Genomic DNA, 21438 nt, shown 5'->3' with positions numbered 1-21438 from the left:
ATGAATAATTCTTTGTTGGCAGAGAATAAAGAGTCATCTTTTTCAGACTCTTCTACAAGTGTAAATTACACTGCCATATATGCCATAACCAATACTTTAGAGAGAATTTCTTATTCTTGTAATGATAATTTCCCAATATTTACATCCCCCCAGGATAATCAGTGGAAATTTTCTTCAGGAGGTTCTTGGATGGGCGGATTTTGGTGTGGCAGCTGGTGGTTAAAGGCAAAAGTCAGTGGACAGGATATTGATAGAAATTACGCGTCCTCTATTTTAGAACGTCTCACAACAAAACTATATTCAGACACAATATTCCGCAGCATGATTTATTGGTATGCATTAGCGCCTGGCATTCGTTTATTTAATGATACTAAGTCTATTTCATTAGCGGAAAAAGCAGCAAAAACCATCTTTCAAAGTTTCAATTCGAAGTGGGATTGCTATCCTATGGGAACCGCTTTGGGGGCAGGGGAAAAAGGAAAAAACACACTAAATATTGATGGCCTTGCTGCTCTTATCCAACTGTTACAGTATGGTGACTCTGAAACCCGTTCTACTGCAAGATCACACACAGATTCAATTATTAAGTTTATGCTCGACCCAAGTGGTAATTTTTCTGCAAATGCTACACTTGGAAGCAATAAAACAAAAATAAGCAATTCTTCCAAGGGGTGGGCTCGAGGCCATAGTTGGGGACTTTTGGGCTTGGCTACTGCTTCCCGTCTTTGGGGCGGAGATTATCATACATTGGCTGAATCATTGTGCGTTGAATGGCTTAATGAATATTCTGATAAATTCCCTAAGAACCTTAAAAATGGAAATCGAAATCATCTGGATCCCTCTGCATCACTGATCGCGGCATTATCAATGTATAAACTTTCCGCATGTCCAAACAATATGATTGATTGGCGAGCAGAAGCCAACTCTATTATTAAAAATATAATTGAGTCTGACTACTTCAATATAAACGACCAGTCCCATGAGGCATATTTTAATGGTTGCTTTTTTCGTATTAACTCTAGCGAAGAAAGTTTAGGTGAAACAATATGGGGATATTTTTTTCTTCTGCAGGCTCTGCTTATATCAGAAAAAATTATTGACCCAAACGATATTTAACAAAATGAATTAGAGGCTCAACTTTAGAGATGAATTACAACATAGGGATATGCATTATTTCTGAGAATCCTGCTCTTATTGAAGAGCTGGATTATATTTTTTCTCTTATCCATGTCATTCAAAATCCTGAGGATGATTGCTCATTTACGATAGAGCCATTTTCTCTACCGCCGAAAAATAATAGGGACATATTGAATGCCACTATAAAACAAGCTCAACACTATCTAACGAATGCTGGCAAACGTCATGAATTCTCATTTACTCCATATATATTTAGAGATTTAAATGAAGCAATTAAGGTGTTGCCTGGGGAAAATACTGTTTTTGACATATTTATTGTTGACACTGAATATTTACCTGAATACTCCAAAGAGGCCAACATTAGCTTACCCGAAAGCCCTTTTGATTTATTAATATCATCTTGTAAAGTACGTACACTTACTCCATTTTCTAAAGTTATGTACGTGCCAGAAGAGAGTCTAAATAGTATTTTATCATATGTTGATGGCAGTACTCAGATTCAAGTTCTACAAGACGATCCGGATTTAGTTAGGGCGAAATTGCTAAAACTATTGATTGATCACATGGAGCACGGTTATCTCAATAAGTTATTATCAAGAACTGCAGCAACCACTAAATCACCAATTGGACTCGCCCAGGCAATCTTTAGTCACATGCAAGAATTCTGGCCGAAGCAATGGGATTTCCACTATTATACGGGCTCTATGGTAGCCAACTTAATTCGCTCAATACAGGCATTATGTACGGATGTCCAGGATGATTCATCGCCCAGATGTTTAACTGGTAATAATGAGCATTGTTTAGCTGCTGGCGCATTAGCAGGATGGCAACTATTCGAGCGTTCATACGTTATTACAGTCACTTCTGGTATGATTGATGAATTTCGTGGTACTTTATCCAACCTTCAAAGAGCAAAAGCCCCAGGTTTAATTATATGTGCTGATAGTCCAGCTGATTCTTGGTTTGCTTTTCAGGGAACAATTGACGTTGATACTGATGGGCGTGAAGTCATAGCTGCCAGAAGGATACCCCACGTATACCTACATGATCGGGAAACCTTATCAGAACAGCTGAATAAGGCTTTTCAAGTCATGCATGAAAATCCTGGTCCCGTTTTTATTTTTGCCACTCCAAATATACTCGAGTCTAGGGAGAATACATTTAGCCCATCTGAATTCATATCAAAAGTATCCGAACCTGATGATATACATCAGAATGATCTCGATACTGTTATGAACTTAATTAACAATTCTGATATCAGATTACTCTGGAACTGTGGTCCGCTTTCTAAGTATGAGCTTGAGTTGGTAACCCAGATTGCGCAAGATGCAGGTATAGCTCTTACCGATTCATTAACTCATCCAGGTACGGTTCAAGCTTATAGAAATGGAAAACTAAATAAAAACTATCTTGGAACCTTCGGCGTCTATGCTTTCAGTCGACGGGTTTATCACTACCTACATGACAATGGAAAACTACGAGGGCCGGATACTCTTAGTCAATTTTTTTTAAAACATAAAATTGATCAGGCTGCGACCCCATTTTCAGAAGGTAAACTGAAGCGTAATATCCATATCGTCCAAGTTAATAAAAATAAACGTCATCTCTCTCCTTACAGCAATATTGCCCTTAATATGCCTCTTGTAAAACTCTTGGAGTATATAAAGGCGCACTTAGACGTACAGGATCACATCAAAGAAAATCGCTTAGCATACTTGACAGAGGCTACAAATCTTGACGAATGTGTACCCGGGGATTATATGGCCAGCCTTCCAATGTCAGCCAATTATTTCATGTTGAAATTAGGTCAACAGGTTAGGAGATTAATTGAAAACAATGCATTTGAATTCATTGGTGTTTATGATGTAGGGCGCTGTGGGTTATCTGCAATACGTAATATACCAAGGACCTGTCGTAGTTTTTCTGGCTGGTACGGAAGAGCACTAATGGGAGATGCGCTTTCTGCCCTACCCTACATTGCTAGAACTTCTGATAAAAATGTATTGGCATTTATTGGCGATGGTGCACGAGCACTGGTCCCCAATATTGAGAGTCAACTTGTCCATGCTTTATCTCAAAACCCAAATGGGACAAAAATTAATATTACACTTTTGTATCTATGCAATGGTGTTTTATCAATGATTCAAACATATTTGGACAAAAGAACACCATCCGGCTGTGGTCGACAGGTAGTGGTGCCTTTACCACTTCAGGAGAACCATACCGAGCATAAGAGAGAGCCTGTTACTTCCCGCAATATCATTGTTAATCGAACAAGGGTTAGTAGCTATCAGGAGCAGCAAATAGGAGATCTTTTGAATCAAAAGGGAAGAATAAATATTGCTGAGGTGCTTCTATCCCACAATTCTGATGGAGATGGTCTAAGCCTAATCTCTGAAGCCTCCTGGAATCGAATTACAGCTTGAATTTGGACTTAAAAGAATGAAATTTGGATTTATCGCTCACCCAACATCAGTTGCCCTGAAGCGTCATGTTAAACTTATTGATTTGGTCAACCGAAATATTGATGAGCAAAGTAATGGTTATCATGAGGACTACTGGAAAAAGCAAAACCTTGTGCCATTTACTACTTTTGATTCCGTTATCAGTAAGGCAGGGTCACAATGTAGTGGAATTATCCACTATATGCCTCTAACCGCAGAGGAAATGCTTTCGGAACATCGAAATGTAACAAAACGTGTTATTGAGGGAATCAATGACTTACAAAGCCGAGGAGCAGAACTAGTTGGGTTAGGTGGATTCACTGGCATCGTTGGAAATCGGGGCCTGCAGACAACAGAGAAATGCTCAATTCCAATCACCACAGGTAACTCTCTAACAGCTTATGCTGCTCAAAGAAACATTCTACAAGCTATGGAGCGGCTCGAACTATCACCTCAAGGTATAGAAGTTGCCATTATAGGCTATCCAGGCTCTATTTCTCTCGCTATTGCTCAACTACTTATCGATAAAGGTTGTCACCTAACATTAGTGCATCGAGGTAAGAGCGATCCTGATAAATATCTGAACTACCTGCCTAGCCAGATGCATTCATCTGTAACGCTCACTAATAATATTGAAGATTGTTACGGTAGAATTAAATTCTATATTGCCGCAACTTCTACAGGCAGTGTAATAGATCCAGCCAGACTTCTTTCTGGCTCAATAGTGGTTGACGCAGCCTTACCTAAGGATGTAATGCCCACACTACAGCCGAGAGAAGATATTCTGATTATAGATGGTGGCCTGATTTCTGCAGGTCCTGAAGTCAGCTTCGGGGAAGCCACTAAAAATTTTGCTCCAAAGAAGTTCATGAATGGTTGCTTAGCAGAAACTATAGTTTTAACTTTAGAGCAATGCAGAGAAGACTATTCATTAGGTAGAATACTGCCGCCAGAGCGTGTATTAAACATTGGCCAACTAGCGGAAAAACATGGTTTTACCACTGTACCAATGGCCACCGACGGAGAGTGGATTACCGATTCCCATTTTTATGGGCTTCTTCGCCATCATCGTGATATTCAGGTCTCTCTTGATACTTCAAAACACCTACAGCGCACTCAAACCATTAGTAGATTTCGACATCACATTAATCCTGTGATGGCAGATTTTTACCAATTTAATCATATTGAACGTGTTTTTCATCACGGAAGTGGATGTCAACTCACTGATATGGATGGAACAATTTACTTAGATTTTGTTGCCGGTTATGGGTGCCTTAATACTGGCCATAATCACCCTAAAGTAACAAAAGCTATCACAGATTATTTATCATCGGAGAATCCTACTTTTGTTCAGTATGTCTCCATGCCATATCATGCTTCTCTACTTGCAGAGAGGCTGGCTGAGCTTGCTCCTGGAGATTTATCAAGAGTCTTCCTCAGTAACTCAGGTACAGAGGCTGTGGAAGCTGCTATTAAAATGGCTCTTGCCGCAACTTCAACGGGTCGTTTGATATATTGTGATAATGGCTATCACGGAAAAACCCTTGGGGCATTATCTATCACTGGCCGCACCAAACATAGATCAGAATTCGAACCTCTATTACCTGAATGCCATGAAATACCTTTCGGTTGCTTGACCGCATTAGAGGAGGAATTACAGAAAGGTGACGTGAGGGCATTTATCCTTGAGCCTATACAGGGTGAAGGCGGTGTTCTATTACCACCTAAAGGATATTTAAAAGAAGTCAGGCGCTTATGTACTAAATATAATGTCATAATGATTCTCGATGAAGTGCAAACGGGACTAGGTCGAACCGGTAAACTCTTTTGTTGTGAGTGGGAAAATGTGGTACCTGACATTTTAATATTATCCAAGTCACTTTCTGGTGGCACTATTCCAATTGGTGCTACGATATCAAATCCTCGTTTATGGGATAGCGCTTACGGTAGTATGGATCGCTGTATTTTGCATACATCAACTTTTGGAGGCGGAAACCTGGCTGCTGCTACGGCTCTTGCGACTTTAAATGTTATTGTAGAAGAAAATTTAGCAGCTAATGCTATAGCTATGGGAGAAAAACTTAAAAGCTCATTAGAAGAAATTGCCAGTCAATACCCCTTCATTAAGTCTGTAAGGGGAATGGGACTTATGCTTGCAATTGAATTTTCTCAGTCTTTCAAAGGCAGTATTAATGCTACTGCTCAGGAACTTGCTCATCGCTTACCCTGGAATTCTCGTGAAACTTACAAAATGCTGTCAGATAATGCCAAGCATCATATGCTTGCTGCCATTGATGCAATTGAATCCAATTTGGAAGATATGTTTTCCCTAAGATTCGTTACAAAGCTTTCTCAAGAACATAATATTTTAACTTTTCTTACTGCCAACAATAGTCGCGTGATGCGGATTCAACCTCCCTTGGTTTTGAATTCCCAAGAAGCATTAAGATTTATTTCTGCTTTCGATTCAGTATGCCGAGACATGTCTACTTTTATGGACTAACCATCATACATGTTAAGCAATTAATTATTAATGGAAGCCAGCAGCTAAAGGATAAACATGTCATTATTAACAAAACAACAAGAAAAGCTTGTTCAGAGAGCACGTGATTTTGTACAAACAGAACTCCTTCCTCTTGAAAAGGAGGTTGAGAAATCTGGTGTAATAAGTTCAGAATCTTCTAATGAAATCATAAGAAAATCTCGACAAGAGGGTCTTTTTGCGGCCAATATTGATCGCCGATTTGGAGGGGGGGGGCTCACCACATTAGATAACGTTCTCTTGCAAGAACAGTTCGGAGCCACCAAGGAAATTCTTGCACGTCGAGCGGCAGGAAATATCTATGAGTGTATTAAGGAAGGTACAGCCGAACAAATTGAGCGTTTTTTAATTCCTAGTATCAGAGGCGATCGGCACTCAGCATTAGCTGTCTCTGAGCCTGAGGCAGGTTCTGATGCGGCATCTATTACTACTAGGGCCGTACGTTGTGATACTGGCTGGATACTTAATGGAAGGAAATATTTCATTAGTGATGCGGATTTCTGTGACTACTTTATTGTTGCAGCTGTAACTCAACCAGATCTTGGTCCACGTGGAATCTCTTTATTTTTGGTTGATAGGAGTCAACAGGGATTTTCCTATGGCAAAAGTTTCAATATGCTCGGATTTAAGGGTACAACGCATCGTGAGCTAATTTTCAACAACCTTATTCTGGGAAAAGATGCGCTACTAGGAGAGGAGAATGACGGCTTTAGAATCCTCGGCGATACATTAGGAAAAGCAAGATTAAGTAAAGTCGGAGCCAGGGCAATTGGAAAGTGCCACCGTCTGCTGTATTTGATGAAGAAACACGCCCAAGATCGTCAACAATTTAGTAAAGCTCTCATTGATTTTGGCCAAATAAAACAAATGATTGTTGATAGTAATATTGAAATTGCAGCTGCAAGAGCACTTCTTCTACAAACTGCTAAGGAAATTGATACTGGCTTAGATTCTCGAGCTGCCATTTCCCAAGTAAAGATACTCGCAACCGAAACTTTGGGGCGTGTTGCAGATAGGGCTGTCCAAGTCTTTGGCGCCTCGGGCTGTCACGATGAAGAGGTGATTGAGAGTTTCTATCGCGATGCTAGACTGTATCGTATTATAGATGGAACATCAGAAATCCATATGAATATCATAGCGAAGGGTCTAAAAAGATCCGTTGGGCCTTGTTTCGTAGCCAGCTAAATTCCCTTGATAGCCAGAACTACTATTTCAGTCAGTTTCTGGCTACACCAGAGAAATTAGATTGATTGATTTCCTTTTAGAAGGATTAACTTATGATTTTTAACTCTCCAAAAACTAACAGCGACCATTAGCCCACCTAATAATATAGTAAACATAAAAGGTGAGAGAGGGGAAAACTGGTGAAGAAATGCTCCCATCAATGGGCCCAGGGCCAATCCTAAGCCTTTACTGACGCCATTGATTCCAGCTATTTTCCCCTGTGTATTCTCATCACCGCTGAGACTTAATAACGCGAGATTTCCGGGAAAAAGTAAACCCATTCCACCTCCCAGAATTGCCATACCTAAAAATAACCACAGATAAGAATCTGCAGAAGCAGATATAACTAAGGCTACAACTTGAATTATACAACCACCTATTAATAACTTCTCAGGGGACCATGAAAGTAATTTCATTAACGCACCCTGAGTTATAACCATAACTGTCATACTGGTCATCATTACTGCACCAGTTCTTTTAAGTGCCTCTCCCGAGGAATAACCAAATTCATCTTGTAACCTCAAACCAATAACTTGCTGTAGTGTTCCATAAATTAGCAGACCACAAAATGTTATGAACAACATTGGTAGCAGATTCTTATAAGATAATCCAAATTTTGTATTTAATGACGAACTTCCAATTTCCTTTGATTCTTGTAGATTATTGCAGCCTAACCACCACAATATTATTAGACTTAATCCAACGATCGAGAATCCTATTGCAATGGAATGCTTACCAATAAGCATCGCTATGAAACCACCAACAATAGTACCAACTCCGAATGCAGCACCCATTTTACCCATTCCTCTTGCGCGGTAGTCACGAGAGGTGAGATCAGCAATAAATGCCTGAGCTGCCGGCATAATGCCTCCAACCCCGATTGCCTGGCATAACCTTAAGCAAAGTATAATTAAAAAGACAGACGCCACAGTTATATTAAAAGTTTGCTTTATATATATAGTACTTGCGGTCAATATCAAAAATATACCCGTGATCAATATACCAATAGATATAATTTTTTTTCTTCCATAAATTTCACTTTTTACCCCCCAAAATGGAGCCGAAATCATCATGGCGAGAGAGGAAATCGTTAATATAAAACCGGTTTGAATATCTGTTAGCCCCAAATTTCTACCAAGTAAAGGAAATGTTATAACAAATAGACTGTGTGCTACTCCATTGGCAACCAGGATAAGAAGTAATAAATTAATGTTTTGTGCTTTCTTAAAAGACTTAACTGATTCCATACTCACAGTACACTTCCTGTAGTTTTTCATTATTCCTAAATTCAATAGGAGTGCAGCTATATCTCTGTTTAAAGGTCTGTGCAAAATGGCTTGCACTGCTAAATCCACATAAGAAAGCAATATCTGTAATGCTTCTTTGCTTATCTTTTAACAGTGATCGTGCTCTCGCCAACCGATAATCTCTTAGCCAACCAAATACTGTCTTGCCAAAAGTCTTTTTGAAGGTTCTATTTAATCGACTATGACTCATCCCTACTATTCTTGACATTTCCTCCAGCGAAGGGACATTAGCTAAATCAGCCGTCATCAAGTTTATTATCTTGTCCATTTCGGATGATTTTTTTGCGACGGGAGTATCATCAGGTGCAAGTTCAGCGAGAGGTCTCAGCCATCGAGCCAATACATCGAGCGTTTTTGCCTCAGCACTCAAACAATCTAAAGCCGTATTAAAAGGATTTCCCATTAAGTCTGAAATCCAGGATTCATTTGCTTCTTGATAACCCAGCCTCATAAGCCAAGGTGTTCCATTATCAGAAAAAATTCTAGATTTATTTGGAAAGGCAAAACCGACACGTTTTGTTGCATATTTGATTACAACCATTTCATTCTTTTGCTTAGAAGGTGTATATCGAAAAAGCTTACTGCCTCCGGTATTCACCAACCAAACATCACCAGGTCTAATCAAATAATTTATATCATTTTTGGAAAACCCAATGGAACTAACTCCTTCAAATCCAAATATCAGTAGTGTTGTATTTTTTTGATAGCGAATACACGAAAGATAGTGGTCATTAAACGTACAGCTACTTCCAGTCAAAGTAATATCGTCGCATATTCTACACGTCGTGAACTCCGTATCGCCAATTTCAGGTGGCAGAGAAGTTTGGCTCCACTTGCCCTGGGCCCTACCTGTCTCTTGTAAGTAATTATCAGAGACAATAAATGGTACGCAACCATCAATTACAGACTTTTTCCCACACAACTCCATTTGATCTAATCCATCTATCCATCAAATTTTTCACATGAGAATACATTAGACTGCCTTCATTTCAAGGAAATTAAACTAACTACCTTTCATTTTCTACAGGTAAGAAACTAAATAGGATGTTAATTATCTAAAGTGTTATTTTGAGACTTATCTATCTTGATTATTTGTTGAGTGAAGTTATATAAGATCTGAAGAGAGGTTAAATAATCATCAGTTTAACAGCCTGGGGCAGAAAATATCTAAAGTTTCAAAATTTCTCTTCTTTATGCCATTGATAATTTTGAAACATCCTTCCATCCATACTGGAAACTATTCTTCTACTTGAACTTTCTCGTCAGATACTATCTAAACTGTGGCCCACCAAGCTATCTTTAGGAGATTCAAGAACTCTCGATTTTCCACACGAAAAGTAAGTGTTTTGTATGCAATGTCGCATCAGGCATGAGGAGGAGAGGAACACTATTTCTATACTGAGGTTGCTGTTATGGTACTTCTTACTTGAATATCGTCAGTAGCTTTCCATTCTTATTTTCCCATATCTAGTTTACAGTTTTCCTATGCCAAACAGCTAGAAAGCCCTTTCATCTATTCAGGGTAATTACTTGTCTGACTTCTTGAGAGGTGTTTTGTTCGTGCAATCAATCACACTACCTGCTCTTCTCAATACTGAAGCGTACTTAAGAAAGAACTTACAGCTTATCCTTTAAATCTGTCGGCTAATCGAAATTTCTTAGACATCACTTCCACTTTTGAGTAGAATCTTTAAATATTTTTTGGTTGCATAATGTTCGCTATTTAACCCCATTTGGCAACTGTAAACTCCGGTAGCTCTACCTATTTTGGATGAGAAAAAATATTTTAGTTTATGCTATACAAAAATTTTAACTAACAGGCTAATGTAGGCTTGGTAGTTAGCTTGCCCTTTCATGTAAGTCATATTCCTGACAAGCTACATACCACAATTCAAAATATTTTAATATCTAAGATACACTGTCAATATCTATACATCATCCCTGAAATTAAAAATTCATAGTAATCATCAACCAAAATTTATTTGTATCAGATAAATAATCTTTTGCATTATAGGTTGCATATTTCACCATACCGGATAAATGCTTACTAAATTTGCGATTATATCTGACACTCCATTCACTACCATAAAACGCGTTTCCCTGATTGGCTTCAAAGTTATGATAACTAATGCCCAAATTCCCACCGACCAGTTTTAAGTTGGCAGTAACATACAAATCTTCAACGCCGTTTGCTGGTGTTTTTCTGAATTTATCTGTAAATCCTTGAAATTTATGGGTAGTTGCAAGTGGTGTACTGAAACCAATACCGTTGTTTGCTCCCAGTATCTCGTAACCTATTTTCCCCTTCATTTTTCCTAAGGTGCCTGTAATCTCAGCTAGATAATAATTCGCTGAGTAATCATTAAGGTTTTTATTAATATTTTTCTGGTGTGCGAAACTCAAACGAGTTTCAAAGCCACCAAAATTTCCTAGATAATCCATACCGTAAGTACGACTAGAATCATTTATGGCATTATCGAAGTCTAGATTATATAAAAATACAGATAGCTGATGTTTTATTAAAACAGGGTAGCTAGCTCGAAATAAGTGGATATCCCCTTTGAAATCTGAAAAGTTGCTATCTCCTCCATAAACACGATTGATGTTGTAGATATAGCTGTGATCTAACTGTAATTGACCGGGATTACCATATTGATAGCGAATACCATCGTATGTTCTTTCGTTCTGACGCCAGCTTGCTTTACCCTCCATGCCACCAACAAAGCGTGGGTTATTTAAGTTAATACGCTGATTACCTACCGTAACTTTCAATTGTTCTAAATTATATCTCAAGTACACCTGATTAATCTCTGTACCTTTGGGGTCAGCCACAACTGGGTATTCAGTCTTACCATTAACCGTAGAGTTATACCTATCTACACCAATCTCACTCACATTGTCCAACTCTAGGAAGAAGTTCGCCCCCTGAAAGCTACCACTTCTCCAGTTAATACGTGTTCTTAAAGTAGAGGCTACAGCATCTTCATACATATTATCTTGTTCGACATACTCTGTACGGTATCGAAGGTTCACTCCAACCTCACCCGACTTTAGAGCTTCTGTTATTCTGTTGGTATTACCACCGTTAGCCTCTACTCTTTGAGTATTGCAAACACTTAGGATGAGTATTGTTACCACCATGTATAAATTATTATTTTTCACTCGCTAATCCTTTGCACATTTTAATAAGCTCCGCTACCGGATAGTATCAAAACTCAAACATCCTACTTATCAAACTACGGTAGCTTGCTAATAGTTAGATACCAACCTTATCAGATCCCGAATCAGGAACCGATAAGATAAATAACCGGCCAAGATTAACCTTAAATTAGTCTCATGTCATTTTTCCAGATTCAGCATCATAAAAATACGGCTTCATAAATTACTAGCACCGATAATTACTAACCTCCCAACCATTCTCTTGCACCATTTTCAGGTTAAAAAGACAGTCTAAATGATTATCTCCACCAACTTTATGAAGAGTTAAAGCCTGAAGTGGGATTGTAAAAAAATCGATCCCGTAATAAACCTGCTTCACAAAAGGAAACCTATGATATAACTAGATGTACCACCCCTTAGACTATATAGTAATTATGAAATGGCGATTGCAGTAAGGATTACTTTGAAAGAGATAGAGATTACACATAAAGACAACCTTCATTTAACGCTACATCTTTCAGGTAAAGATGAATTAAATACCTCTTCTTACCATATAAAGCCATTAAAAAGTAAAGCTATGCTATCAAATGAAAATTCAAATAATTTGACGTTGACAACGTCAAATATCTAACGCGTATATATTCAAAAATTTCTTTTGTACTTAGAACATATTATTGAAATTAAAAGTTTAGCTATCCATTAACACCGGTTTTGGAAAAGGATTATTTTGAGTACAGCACAAAATTTGATTGGAACAGCTTAGAATGTTATTTCTATTTAATAATATTGCTAAATTAAAGTAACAGCTGTAATTGTACACTTTTACAGATTACTAACTTTTATATCATTCATTTAAAATTTAGCCAGGCACCTTAGATGAAAGCTAAATGAATGAGCTCGGAGACAAAATTAGGTTATACCCATCTAAGCTAAGGAGACCTCTAGTTTCCAGCCGTTACTGAATATACATATACCTACCCGATGCCCTAGTAGAAGGATACTCGCTACCGTAGGGTCTGGGACTATATGTTCACTCATACCCTTTGTTCGCACTTAAAACCATAACTTCTTCGGCTCATCCAGAACAAAATACCTCAATATCCCACATTACAGGATTTAACCCACTTTTTGCGCCAAAATTTAGCAGTTTCCCCGCCCAAAACCCGCAGATTGCCCCTACTCGCGCCGATTGCTAAGATGCGCGCCTGCCGCTATGGCCCGGCTTCCCCTCTGGTTCGGTATTACAACACTGGGGCTGCCAGCAAACCGATTCTCCCAAGCGTTACCCTCGCCTATCCGCAATGCGGAGGCCCGAGGCTTTCCACAGGAAAAGCGGTACCGAGGCCAGGTGCTATTTTTAACCGCGAGCGCACCGCGACGACTCCCTGCGACTACAGGAACGAAGTTTATGACCCAACCATCGCTGCAGCAGTTGGAACAACACGACGCCTTTATCCATCGCCATATTGGCCCCGATGCCAAACAGGTAGAGGCCATGCTGGAAACCCTCGGAGTTGCCAGCCTCGAAGAGCTGATCGAGAAAACCGTGCCCGAAGCCATTCGCAAGACCGATGAGCTGGATCTGGCCGATGCGATCAATGAAGTTGAGGCCCTCGCAGAGCTGAAAGATATCGCGGCGCGCAACAAGATCTACCGCACCTTTATTGGTATGGGTTACCACGACACCATTACCCCCAATGTGATCCTGCGCAACGTGCTGGAGAATCCAGGTTGGTACACCGCCTATACCCCTTACCAGCCGGAAATTGCCCAAGGCCGCCTGGAAGGCCTGCTGAACTTCCAACAGATGATTATGGACCTCACCGGTATGGAACTGGCCAATGCCTCCATGCTGGATGAAGGTACCGCAGCAGCTGAAGCCATGGCCATGTGTAAACGCCAGGTCAAACGCAACAAATCCAACGTCTACTTTGTGGACCAGGACTGCCACCCGCAGACCATCGCCGTCGTTAAGACCCGCGCCGAACACTTCGGCTTCGAGGTCGTTGTAGGCGATGTGGAAAAAGATATCCCCGCCGAGCTGTTCGGTGCCCTGCTGCAATACCCCGGCAGCACCGGTCGCGTACGCGACCTGACCGATATCATCACCAAGGTGCACGAAGCCAACGCCCTGGTAACCGTGGCTGCAGATCTGATGAGCCTGGTAGCCCTGAGAGCACCGGGTGATATGGGTGCAGATGTAGTTGTTGGCTGTAACCAACGCTTCGGCATCCCCATGGGCTACGGTGGTCCCCACGCCGGTTTCTTCGCCTTCCGCGAAGCTTACAAACGCTCCGCACCGGGTCGTATTATCGGTGTTTCCGTCGACAGCAAAGGCAAGCGTGCCCTGCGCATGGCCATGCAAACCCGCGAACAACATATTCGCCGCGAGAAAGCCAACTCCAACATCTGTACTTCCCAGGTGCTGTTGGCGGTAATGAGCGCTTTCTATGCGATTTACCACGGCCCTGAAGGCCTGAAAACCATCGCCGCCCGCATCCAGCGCCTGGCAGATATTCTCGCTTCCGCCCTGCAGCAGGAAGGCTTCAATCTGGCCCACGACAGCTGGTTCGATACCCTGAATATCACTGTTGGGGCCAAGCAGGAAGAGATTTACCAGCGCGCCCTGGCCGCTGAGATCAACCTGCGTAAAATTGGTGAAGACGCCCTGGGTGTGAGCCTGAGTGAGACCGCCACCCTGCAAGATGTGTCCGACCTGATCAATGCCTTTATCGGCACCGAAAACAGCATCGATCTGCATACTCTGGACAGCGAAATTGCCAGCAAGGGCTCTCTGGGTGTACCCGCCTCCCTAGCGCGCGATACTGAATTCCTGACCCATCCGGTGTTCAACACCTACCACTCCGAGACCGAGATGCTGCGCTACCTCAAGTCTCTGGAAGCCAAGGATATCGCCCTGAATCATTCCATGATTCCCCTGGGCTCCTGCACCATGAAGTTGAATGCCACAGCCGAGATGATCCCGGTCACCTGGCCCGAGTTCGGCAAGCTGCACCCCTTCGCACCAGTAGATCAAGCGGAAGGCTACGCGGAAATGTTCCGCCAGCTACAGCAAATGCTGTCCGCCTGCACCGGTTACGATGCGGTGAGCCTGCAGCCCAACGCCGGCTCCCAGGGCGAATACGCTGGCCTGGTTGCCATCAAGAAGTACTTCGAAGCGAAGGGCGAAACCCAGCGCGACATATGCCTGATTCCCGCCTCTGCCCACGGCACCAACCCGGCTTCCGCCATGATGGTGAGCATGAAAGTGGTTGTGGTTGCCTGTGATGATAAAGGCAATGTGGATATCGAAGACCTGAAAGCCAAAATCGAAGAGCACGGCGACCGCGTTGCCGCACTGATGGTTACCTACCCGTCCACCCACGGGGTGTTCGAGGAAGGTATCCGCGAAGTTTGCGATCTGGTTCACCAGGCTGGCGGCCAGGTTTATATCGACGGTGCCAACATGAACGCCTTGATCGGCGTCGCAGCTCCGGGCCAGTTCGGTGGTGACGTATCCCACCTGAACCTGCACAAAACTTTCTGTATTCCTCACGGTGGCGGCGGCCCCGGTATGGGTCCGATCGCTGTTGGCGAACATCTGAAGCCCTACCTGGCGGCCCACCCGGTGACTGAAGTACCGGAAACCAATCTGGATAACGGCACCATCTCCGCTGCTCCCTGGGGCTCCGCCAGTATCCTGCCGATCAGCTGGATGTATATCCGCATGATGGGTAAGCAGGGTATGAAGCAGGCTACCGAGATGGCAATCCTGAACGCCAACTACGTAGCCAAGAAGCTGGGTGAGCACTACTCCCTGCTCTACACCGGCACCAATGGCTTTGTTGCCCACGAGTGCTTGGTTGACCTGCGGCCCCTCAAGGAGGCCAGCGGTATCACTGAAGAGGATATCGCCAAGCGCCTGATGGACTTTGGCTTCCACTCTCCCACCATGTCCTTCCCGGTAGCCGGCACCCTGATGATCGAGCCTACCGAAAGTGAATCCAAGGGTGAGCTGGATCGCTTTATCGAAGCGATGGCAACAATTCGCCAGGAAGTGGAAGATGTCACCAGCGGTAAGTACACTCCTGAAGACAACCCGCTGCACAACGCACCCCACACCCTTGAGGACGTGATGAGCGATGAGTGGACCCACAGCTACTCCCGCGATATCGCTGCGCGCCCGGCGGCGTGGTTAAAAGAGCATAAGGTGTGGCCAGCTGCCAACCGTATCGACAACGTATACGGCGACCGCAACCTGATCTGCTCCTGCCCTCCGATCGAGAGCTACGCCGAGTAAAATCCGACACTCTCACAGGTGGATTTAAAAGCGGGCTTTATGCCCGCTTTTTTCGTTTTTATTGGGGCGAATTAAACTTCGCACCACCTAAAAAGCACCCCTTTTTTCTCTCAATCAGTGGTAAGGAACACCCAATGAAAAGCGGTAACCAAAGAAGAACCGAAATTAAGCAAGCTCGGAGAAAATGAGAATAGAGAAGTTAAATAGGGGCTAGATTCTTGGTCAATTCAGTGGCCCCAATCCCGGCTGGGCTATTGCGGTAGATAGGGCAGCAGTTGTGCACCACTCTTACTACATTGACATTCCTCTCTACTACTTGGATCGAGAATTCCAATGTAAAGATTGTGGCTCAGAAGAAGTATGGACAGCAAAGCAACAAAAATGGTGGTATGAAATCGCCAAGGGAGACTTCGAGACCTCTACGGTTCGCTGCCGGCCCTGTAGGAAAAAGTGAAACCAAGCGAAGGCAGAACAGAAAGCTCATATGGAAGCAATGGCAAAGAAAAAGCCACACCCCAATGAGGCCTTCTTTAAAAAGAGCTTTATTAAAAAAGAGTAGAAGTGTATCCGCCAAGAGTCAGAAACAACTCCTTAGGAGCTGAGTATAAGAGTTGTATTTCGGAGTGTTTACTACCCACTCCGAAATAGATTTACTAAAGAGAATTAACTAAATCACAACTATCAATATTTTTGAACTACTTAAGGCAACTAGGAACCGCTGAAGTACCTGGCCAAACTGTAGAAAGATAGCTGCTAGAATCTTTAGTCACATTAAATATCATAGTGCCGCCACCAAGGTTATTATTTTCGTTACAGGAGGCCAAAGCACTTGCAGTAGATGCACCATTCATAACAGTGGAAGCTCCAACACCCAGCTTAGATTTATCAACACCCAGATTGATATACTTCTGGATTCTTGAAGTACAACTTGAGCCCAACCAATAGCTCATCTCCCAGCCATAAGTTAGTTGATCGCCCAGTTTCTTGCCATTCCATTCAGCCTGAAAAGCATCGGTATCACTCCAGAGTGCTTTGGAAATGATTTTATTCGGCATTTTCTCTCGCAATGCACTAGTCACTTTTACCAGGGAGTCAGAATAGGTTTGACTGCACTGTGAGTACTCATCATCAATATCAATACCATCCAGACCATATTGATCCACTGCATCTTTCAACTGCTGAGCAAAGTCATCAGCGGATTGCTCATCGGCAAAACAAGACCAACCTGCATTTTGGTGATTTCCGAGAACGCTGAGTACTACTTTCGTACCCTTGTCTTGCAAATCTTGTACTGTACTCAAATTGTTATTGAGCAAGTCTGACACTTGGTCATTAAAATGCAGTACAGCTTTCTGACCATCGTAATTAATATTTGCCGCAAAGATCACAGCTATATCGAACAACTGACTGCCATCGCTCTCTGTAAAACAGCCCGCATTGCCCAGGTTATTACTGTTAACCTCTACGTAGGCAACTTTCGGAGCAGATCCACTTTCCTGAGGAGTATCAGATTTACATAGTGTTGAGCCCAGCTCACGGATTTCATTCTTGCGTGAACCACACCCATAGCCACTGCCATCCATGGAGGCATTATCGGCAAGGTTTGCAATTTCCCAGTCCCCCAGAGCCGAACACAGTTCATCTTTATAAATTTGTGCCTCAAGATAGGTAACCGGGTCTGCATCGGATGCACAGCTGCTTCCACTAACAACATGTGGTGCTGAAGGTTCAGACTTACATAGTGTCTTAGACATTTGTCGACTTTCATTATCCGTCAATTGGCAATTGTCACCCAGGTGCTCTATTGAAGCCCCTCCTGATAGACTGACAAGATCACCACTACTGAGAAGACCACAAAATTCATCAGGATAATTAAGCGCTTCAGAATAGCTTACTTTGGTAGCATCAGAAGGACATACGCCTGAACTAACCACTTCAATATCTGCGTAGGCACCAGCCTGAAATAAAAAGGTGGCACAAGCAGCTTGCATTGCTCTAAGTGTTGGTTGCTTCATATCTATACTCATTTTTTATTATGTAGTTATGTGAATTTTACAATCTAACATCTAAAGTCAAAAAATGGTGTAGTGCGTTTGCTCTACACCCAATACTACGATCAACGAGGTGTTAGAATTTATAGTTTGCACCAATATAGAATCGGCGCCCAGAGTAGTTGTTGTATGTTATCCGATTTTCCTGTTTCCAATATCCCTCCGCCACTTCTTCAGTTAAATTGATAATAGAGGCAGAGATATTAAAGTTATCAGTGAAGGTATAGGTTGCATTCAGATCCAACTGTCCGTAGTCCTTATCGTATACCGCATACCCACGATGTAAACTTGTAACCCTGTCATCCACCCAATTATAGGAAGCACGAACACCAAAATTTTCATTCTCATAAAATGCAGATAAATTATATTGGTGTCTCGCGGTACCAGGTATCTCAGCTTCGATTGACTCATTAGCAAGAATGATGGTGGAAGTGCCGGTATCGGTAAATGTATAGTTGGCCATAAGACCGAAGCCACTTTCGAAAGCATGCTGGGCAAACAACTCCACCCCTCTAGAAGTTGCGTTTCCTCCCCCTATCTGCCCCTTCATTTCCACTTCAATAGGGCCATTACAACAATCGTGCTCACGCTCAACAATTTCAGTTACTTGGATTGGCAGATTGTCAATATCTTTGTCAAATAAAGTTACACCCAATGCAGAACCATCGGCGTAATACCACTCTAGACCCAGATCGAACTGCTTGGAGATCATGGCCTCTAGATCCGTATTCGCAAAGAAGCCACTTCCTCGCCCCGTCCACTCATCCGGAGAAACAATATGAACTGGTGGACCATAAGTTTCAGCCTGCCCCAAATAAGCGTAACTCACCCTTGACATAGCTTTAGAGGCTGTAAATCGTATTACCAGATCATCAGTTAGATCCCAGGCAACATTCAAACTTGGCAAAAATTCTTTTGTGGTATTACTGCGGGAGTTAGCAATAACTTCATCCGATTCCATTCCAGTAATATCATCATACGTTTCAGTAGATAATTTTGTGCTGACATAGCGAAACCCCAAGTTTCCGCGGAAGTCTCGCCATATAAAATCAGCTTGGGCATAGGTTGAGAATATTTCTTCATCAATTGTATAAGTGCCAGATAGTACTGGCATAACAGTGAGGTTGAAGTTTCCACGCACATAGTCCATCAAGGCATCGGTATCAAATGCCAGATAATCAATTGCACCTGTATTACCAGCACTATTATCAACTATCTTATCGCTAATTAAAGTTGAAGTATCTGGGTGGTAATCAGGGTTGTGGAACCATTGATCGCCAGGTAACCAACCTCGGTAACCGCCATTATCATCAGTCTCGTCATCCCATCGATAGATATCTCTATAGGATCTAGCCTCATGATCCCTATACTTTGTGCCCACATAAAACTTATTAACAATTCCCCAGTTAGTATCAAATGCCAAATCTAGCTGATAGTAACTCTCTTCATCGCTATTTTCCGTAGCATCTGAGCCAAACCAGTCATAGTAGGGATAAGCTTCAGTATCTTTTGTGAGATCTGTGGAAACTTCATAGCTCGGCTTACCATCTGCAATTGACCAAAGCCAGCTATCCACGGAACCATAACGAGCATCCATATTAGCGTATGTGAGTTCAGAAGTTCCCCCCTCTGCTTCTGTATGCCCAACATTTATAGCCGCGGTATAAAAGCCCCCTTCATAGATAACTTCAAAATCATAAGTATTAGATTCCGATTCACCCTTGCGGGTATAGCCGGTCAGCTGGGGAGACATCAAACCACGGTATACGTCTACACCGCCATTTACATCTCCATCGCCCCAGTTATTTTCATTAAGGTCACCATTGTCGTTAAAACCATAGGTGACGACTGTATCTCCATCCACTTCAATGCCATAGTATGCATCGTCATGATCATTCCATTCCGCAAATGTCAGGCTTTGAGTATTAGTGTCATAGCCAAGCTTGGAACCGAAATAAGCAAAACCAAACTCCAGGCGTTCAGTGGGTCGCCACTGTGCGGCAAGCTGGTATCCATCACGGGTTCGGTCTTCCTTAGAGTTGTGAATACTTACCTGCGTGGGCGCCCACACATTATTAAAAACTTCTTCTGTGGTCTGATCAACAAGAGCTGACAAATCTGCATTTTCATCAGTATCTGAGTGCAAACGCCAGCCACTTGCATAATTGGTAACTCCGGTTACGCCACGATCCTGGCTGGTGTACCCCACTAAAAGACCAAAAGTTTCGCTCTCATTTTTCCAGGAGTAGAAAGCATTATATTGTGGGTCCCACTCTTCGGTAGTATCTGAATAAGTCGTCTCTGTAGTGATTACACCTTGTCCAGCATCAAGATCAAGAGGTTTGTGGCTATGTAGGATAACGGTACCACCGACACCACCTTCATCAATTCTTGCCTCGGGGCTTTTATAAACCTCTGCCCTACTGATCATACTGGAGGGAAGTAATAAGTAGTTAAAATTTCTGGAGGGAGCTCCACTACCGGAAGTAGCAATGTAATTTCCATTTAACTGGGTGAGAGTCCACTCTGAGCTGGTTCCCCGAATACTAACCGTGCTACCTTCACCACCACTGCGATCGATAGTGACACCTGGCACACGCTGAAGAGAATCAGCTACATTTTTATCGGGGAACTTACCAATATCTTCTGCAGTAATAGCATCTACTACTGCAAGGGAATCTCGTTTGATTTCAAGGTTTTTGGTAGCACTCTCAAGAATTCCAATGACTTGAACCTCTTCAATTCTCTCATCAGAGTCCGAAGTATCTTCCGCGATCGCCATGCTGCTAACGACCAGCGAGATAGCAGTAACCATAGACTTCTGCCTGAAACCTCTGCTCCAGGTATTAACCCTTTTTCGGCTATTATTTTTCATTATTTTCATAGCATCCCAACTTTCTATTTTTTCTCTCACCGGTTCAAAAAATGCCAGCCCCTTTCAAAGGGCTGGCGTAAAACTGTCAGGGGACCCTAAACCCCAAAAAGACAGTTCATTTGTTGAGCACTAAAACCCTAAAAAAAAACCTTGATGGAGAGGTAATCAATACTGGGATACTAATGAAACAAAATCGGCGTTTTAGATTTTTAAGAAAAAACAAGCAGTCGCAGAAAGCCAAAAATGAATCGGCTAACTACCTGTTTTAAGGAATAAAATCCCAAGTCAATCTCGGGTCTAGAATTTCCGGAAATGAATGAAATGGGCGGCTGTCAACTCATCGGGGGAAGTTAACGCACAACTCTCTCTAAAGTAGCTAAGGACACTCAGCTTGTTCGG

12 protein-coding genes are annotated in these 21438 nt (G+C 42.4%); 7 read left to right on the top strand and 5 right to left on the bottom strand.

All coding sequences use genetic code 11. From position 1 onward, the window contains the following. The 4 genes from ACJJIJ_RS01450 to ACJJIJ_RS01435 are packed head-to-tail and all read left to right on the top strand — an operon-like array spanning position 1 to position 7308. A complete protein-coding gene (locus ACJJIJ_RS01450) occupies positions 1-1116 on the top strand; it encodes a hypothetical protein (protein ID WP_444938459.1) in 1116 nt (371 codons plus the stop codon). Positions 1117-1145: 29 nt separating this feature from the next. Beyond that, the gene (locus tag ACJJIJ_RS01445) at positions 1146-3563 is read left to right on the top strand and encodes a hypothetical protein (RefSeq protein WP_444938458.1); all 2418 of its coding nucleotides are present in this window, start codon (positions 1146-1148) and stop codon (positions 3561-3563) included. Between the two features lie 16 nt (positions 3564-3579). Next, entirely contained in the window at positions 3580-6084 is a 2505-nt protein-coding gene (gene pigE / locus ACJJIJ_RS01440) for a prodigiosin MAP biosynthesis aminotransferase PigE (protein WP_444938457.1), read from the top strand. 57 nt (positions 6085-6141) lie between these two features. Then, a complete protein-coding gene (locus tag ACJJIJ_RS01435) occupies positions 6142-7308 on the top strand; it encodes an acyl-CoA dehydrogenase family protein (RefSeq protein WP_444938456.1) in 1167 nt (388 codons plus the stop codon). A 56-nt stretch (positions 7309-7364) separates the two neighbouring features. Here ACJJIJ_RS01435 and ACJJIJ_RS01430 read toward each other — a convergent pair whose 3' ends face one another. From ACJJIJ_RS01430 to ACJJIJ_RS01420, 3 genes are all read right to left on the bottom strand, one after another. After that, positions 7365-8594: an MFS transporter gene (locus ACJJIJ_RS01430; RefSeq protein WP_444939552.1), complete on the bottom strand. Its 1230-nt coding sequence runs from the start codon at positions 8592-8594 to the stop codon at positions 7365-7367. Next, positions 8581-9582, bottom strand: a complete 1002-nt coding sequence (locus tag ACJJIJ_RS01425) for a helix-turn-helix domain-containing protein (protein ID WP_252084770.1) — start codon at positions 9580-9582, stop codon at positions 8581-8583. The genes ACJJIJ_RS01430 and ACJJIJ_RS01425 overlap by 14 nt, the downstream gene beginning before the upstream one ends. Positions 9583-10601: 1019 nt before the next feature. Next, entirely contained in the window at positions 10602-11816 is a 1215-nt protein-coding gene (locus tag ACJJIJ_RS01420; protein WP_444938455.1) for a hypothetical protein, read from the bottom strand. A 436-nt stretch (positions 11817-12252) separates the two neighbouring features. On the opposite strand from ACJJIJ_RS01420, the gene ACJJIJ_RS01415 reads away from it, so the two are divergent. From ACJJIJ_RS01415 to ACJJIJ_RS01405, 3 genes are all read left to right on the top strand, one after another. Next, complete coding sequence (locus tag ACJJIJ_RS01415; RefSeq protein ID WP_444938454.1) at positions 12253-12444, top strand: hypothetical protein; 192 nt, start codon at positions 12253-12255, stop codon at positions 12442-12444. Positions 12445-13221: 777 nt separating this feature from the next. Continuing rightward, positions 13222-16113, top strand: a complete 2892-nt coding sequence (gcvP, locus tag ACJJIJ_RS01410) for an aminomethyl-transferring glycine dehydrogenase (RefSeq protein ID WP_444938453.1) — start codon at positions 13222-13224, stop codon at positions 16111-16113. 277 nt (positions 16114-16390) lie between these two features. Then, positions 16391-16567: a zinc-ribbon domain containing protein gene (locus tag ACJJIJ_RS01405; RefSeq protein WP_444938452.1), complete on the top strand. Its 177-nt coding sequence runs from the start codon at positions 16391-16393 to the stop codon at positions 16565-16567. 241 nt (positions 16568-16808) lie between these two features. Here the strand turns inward: ACJJIJ_RS01405 and ACJJIJ_RS01400 are convergent, their stop codons facing one another. Together ACJJIJ_RS01400 and ACJJIJ_RS01395 are read right to left on the bottom strand one after the other, a co-directional pair. Beyond that, on the bottom strand, positions 16809-18128 hold the full coding sequence (locus ACJJIJ_RS01400) for a glycosyl hydrolase family 18 protein (protein ID WP_444938451.1): 1320 nt from the start codon (positions 18126-18128) through the stop codon (positions 16809-16811). Between the two features lie 112 nt (positions 18129-18240). Beyond that, positions 18241-21078: a TonB-dependent receptor gene (locus tag ACJJIJ_RS01395; RefSeq protein ID WP_444938450.1), complete on the bottom strand. Its 2838-nt coding sequence runs from the start codon at positions 21076-21078 to the stop codon at positions 18241-18243. Between the last annotated feature and the right edge of the window lie 360 nt (positions 21079-21438).

Source organism: Microbulbifer mixtoriginis (SeqCode) (assembly GCF_052467945.1).
The sequence above is the reverse complement of the archived record's forward strand: the minus strand, read 5'-3'. Positions and strand labels throughout refer to the sequence as shown.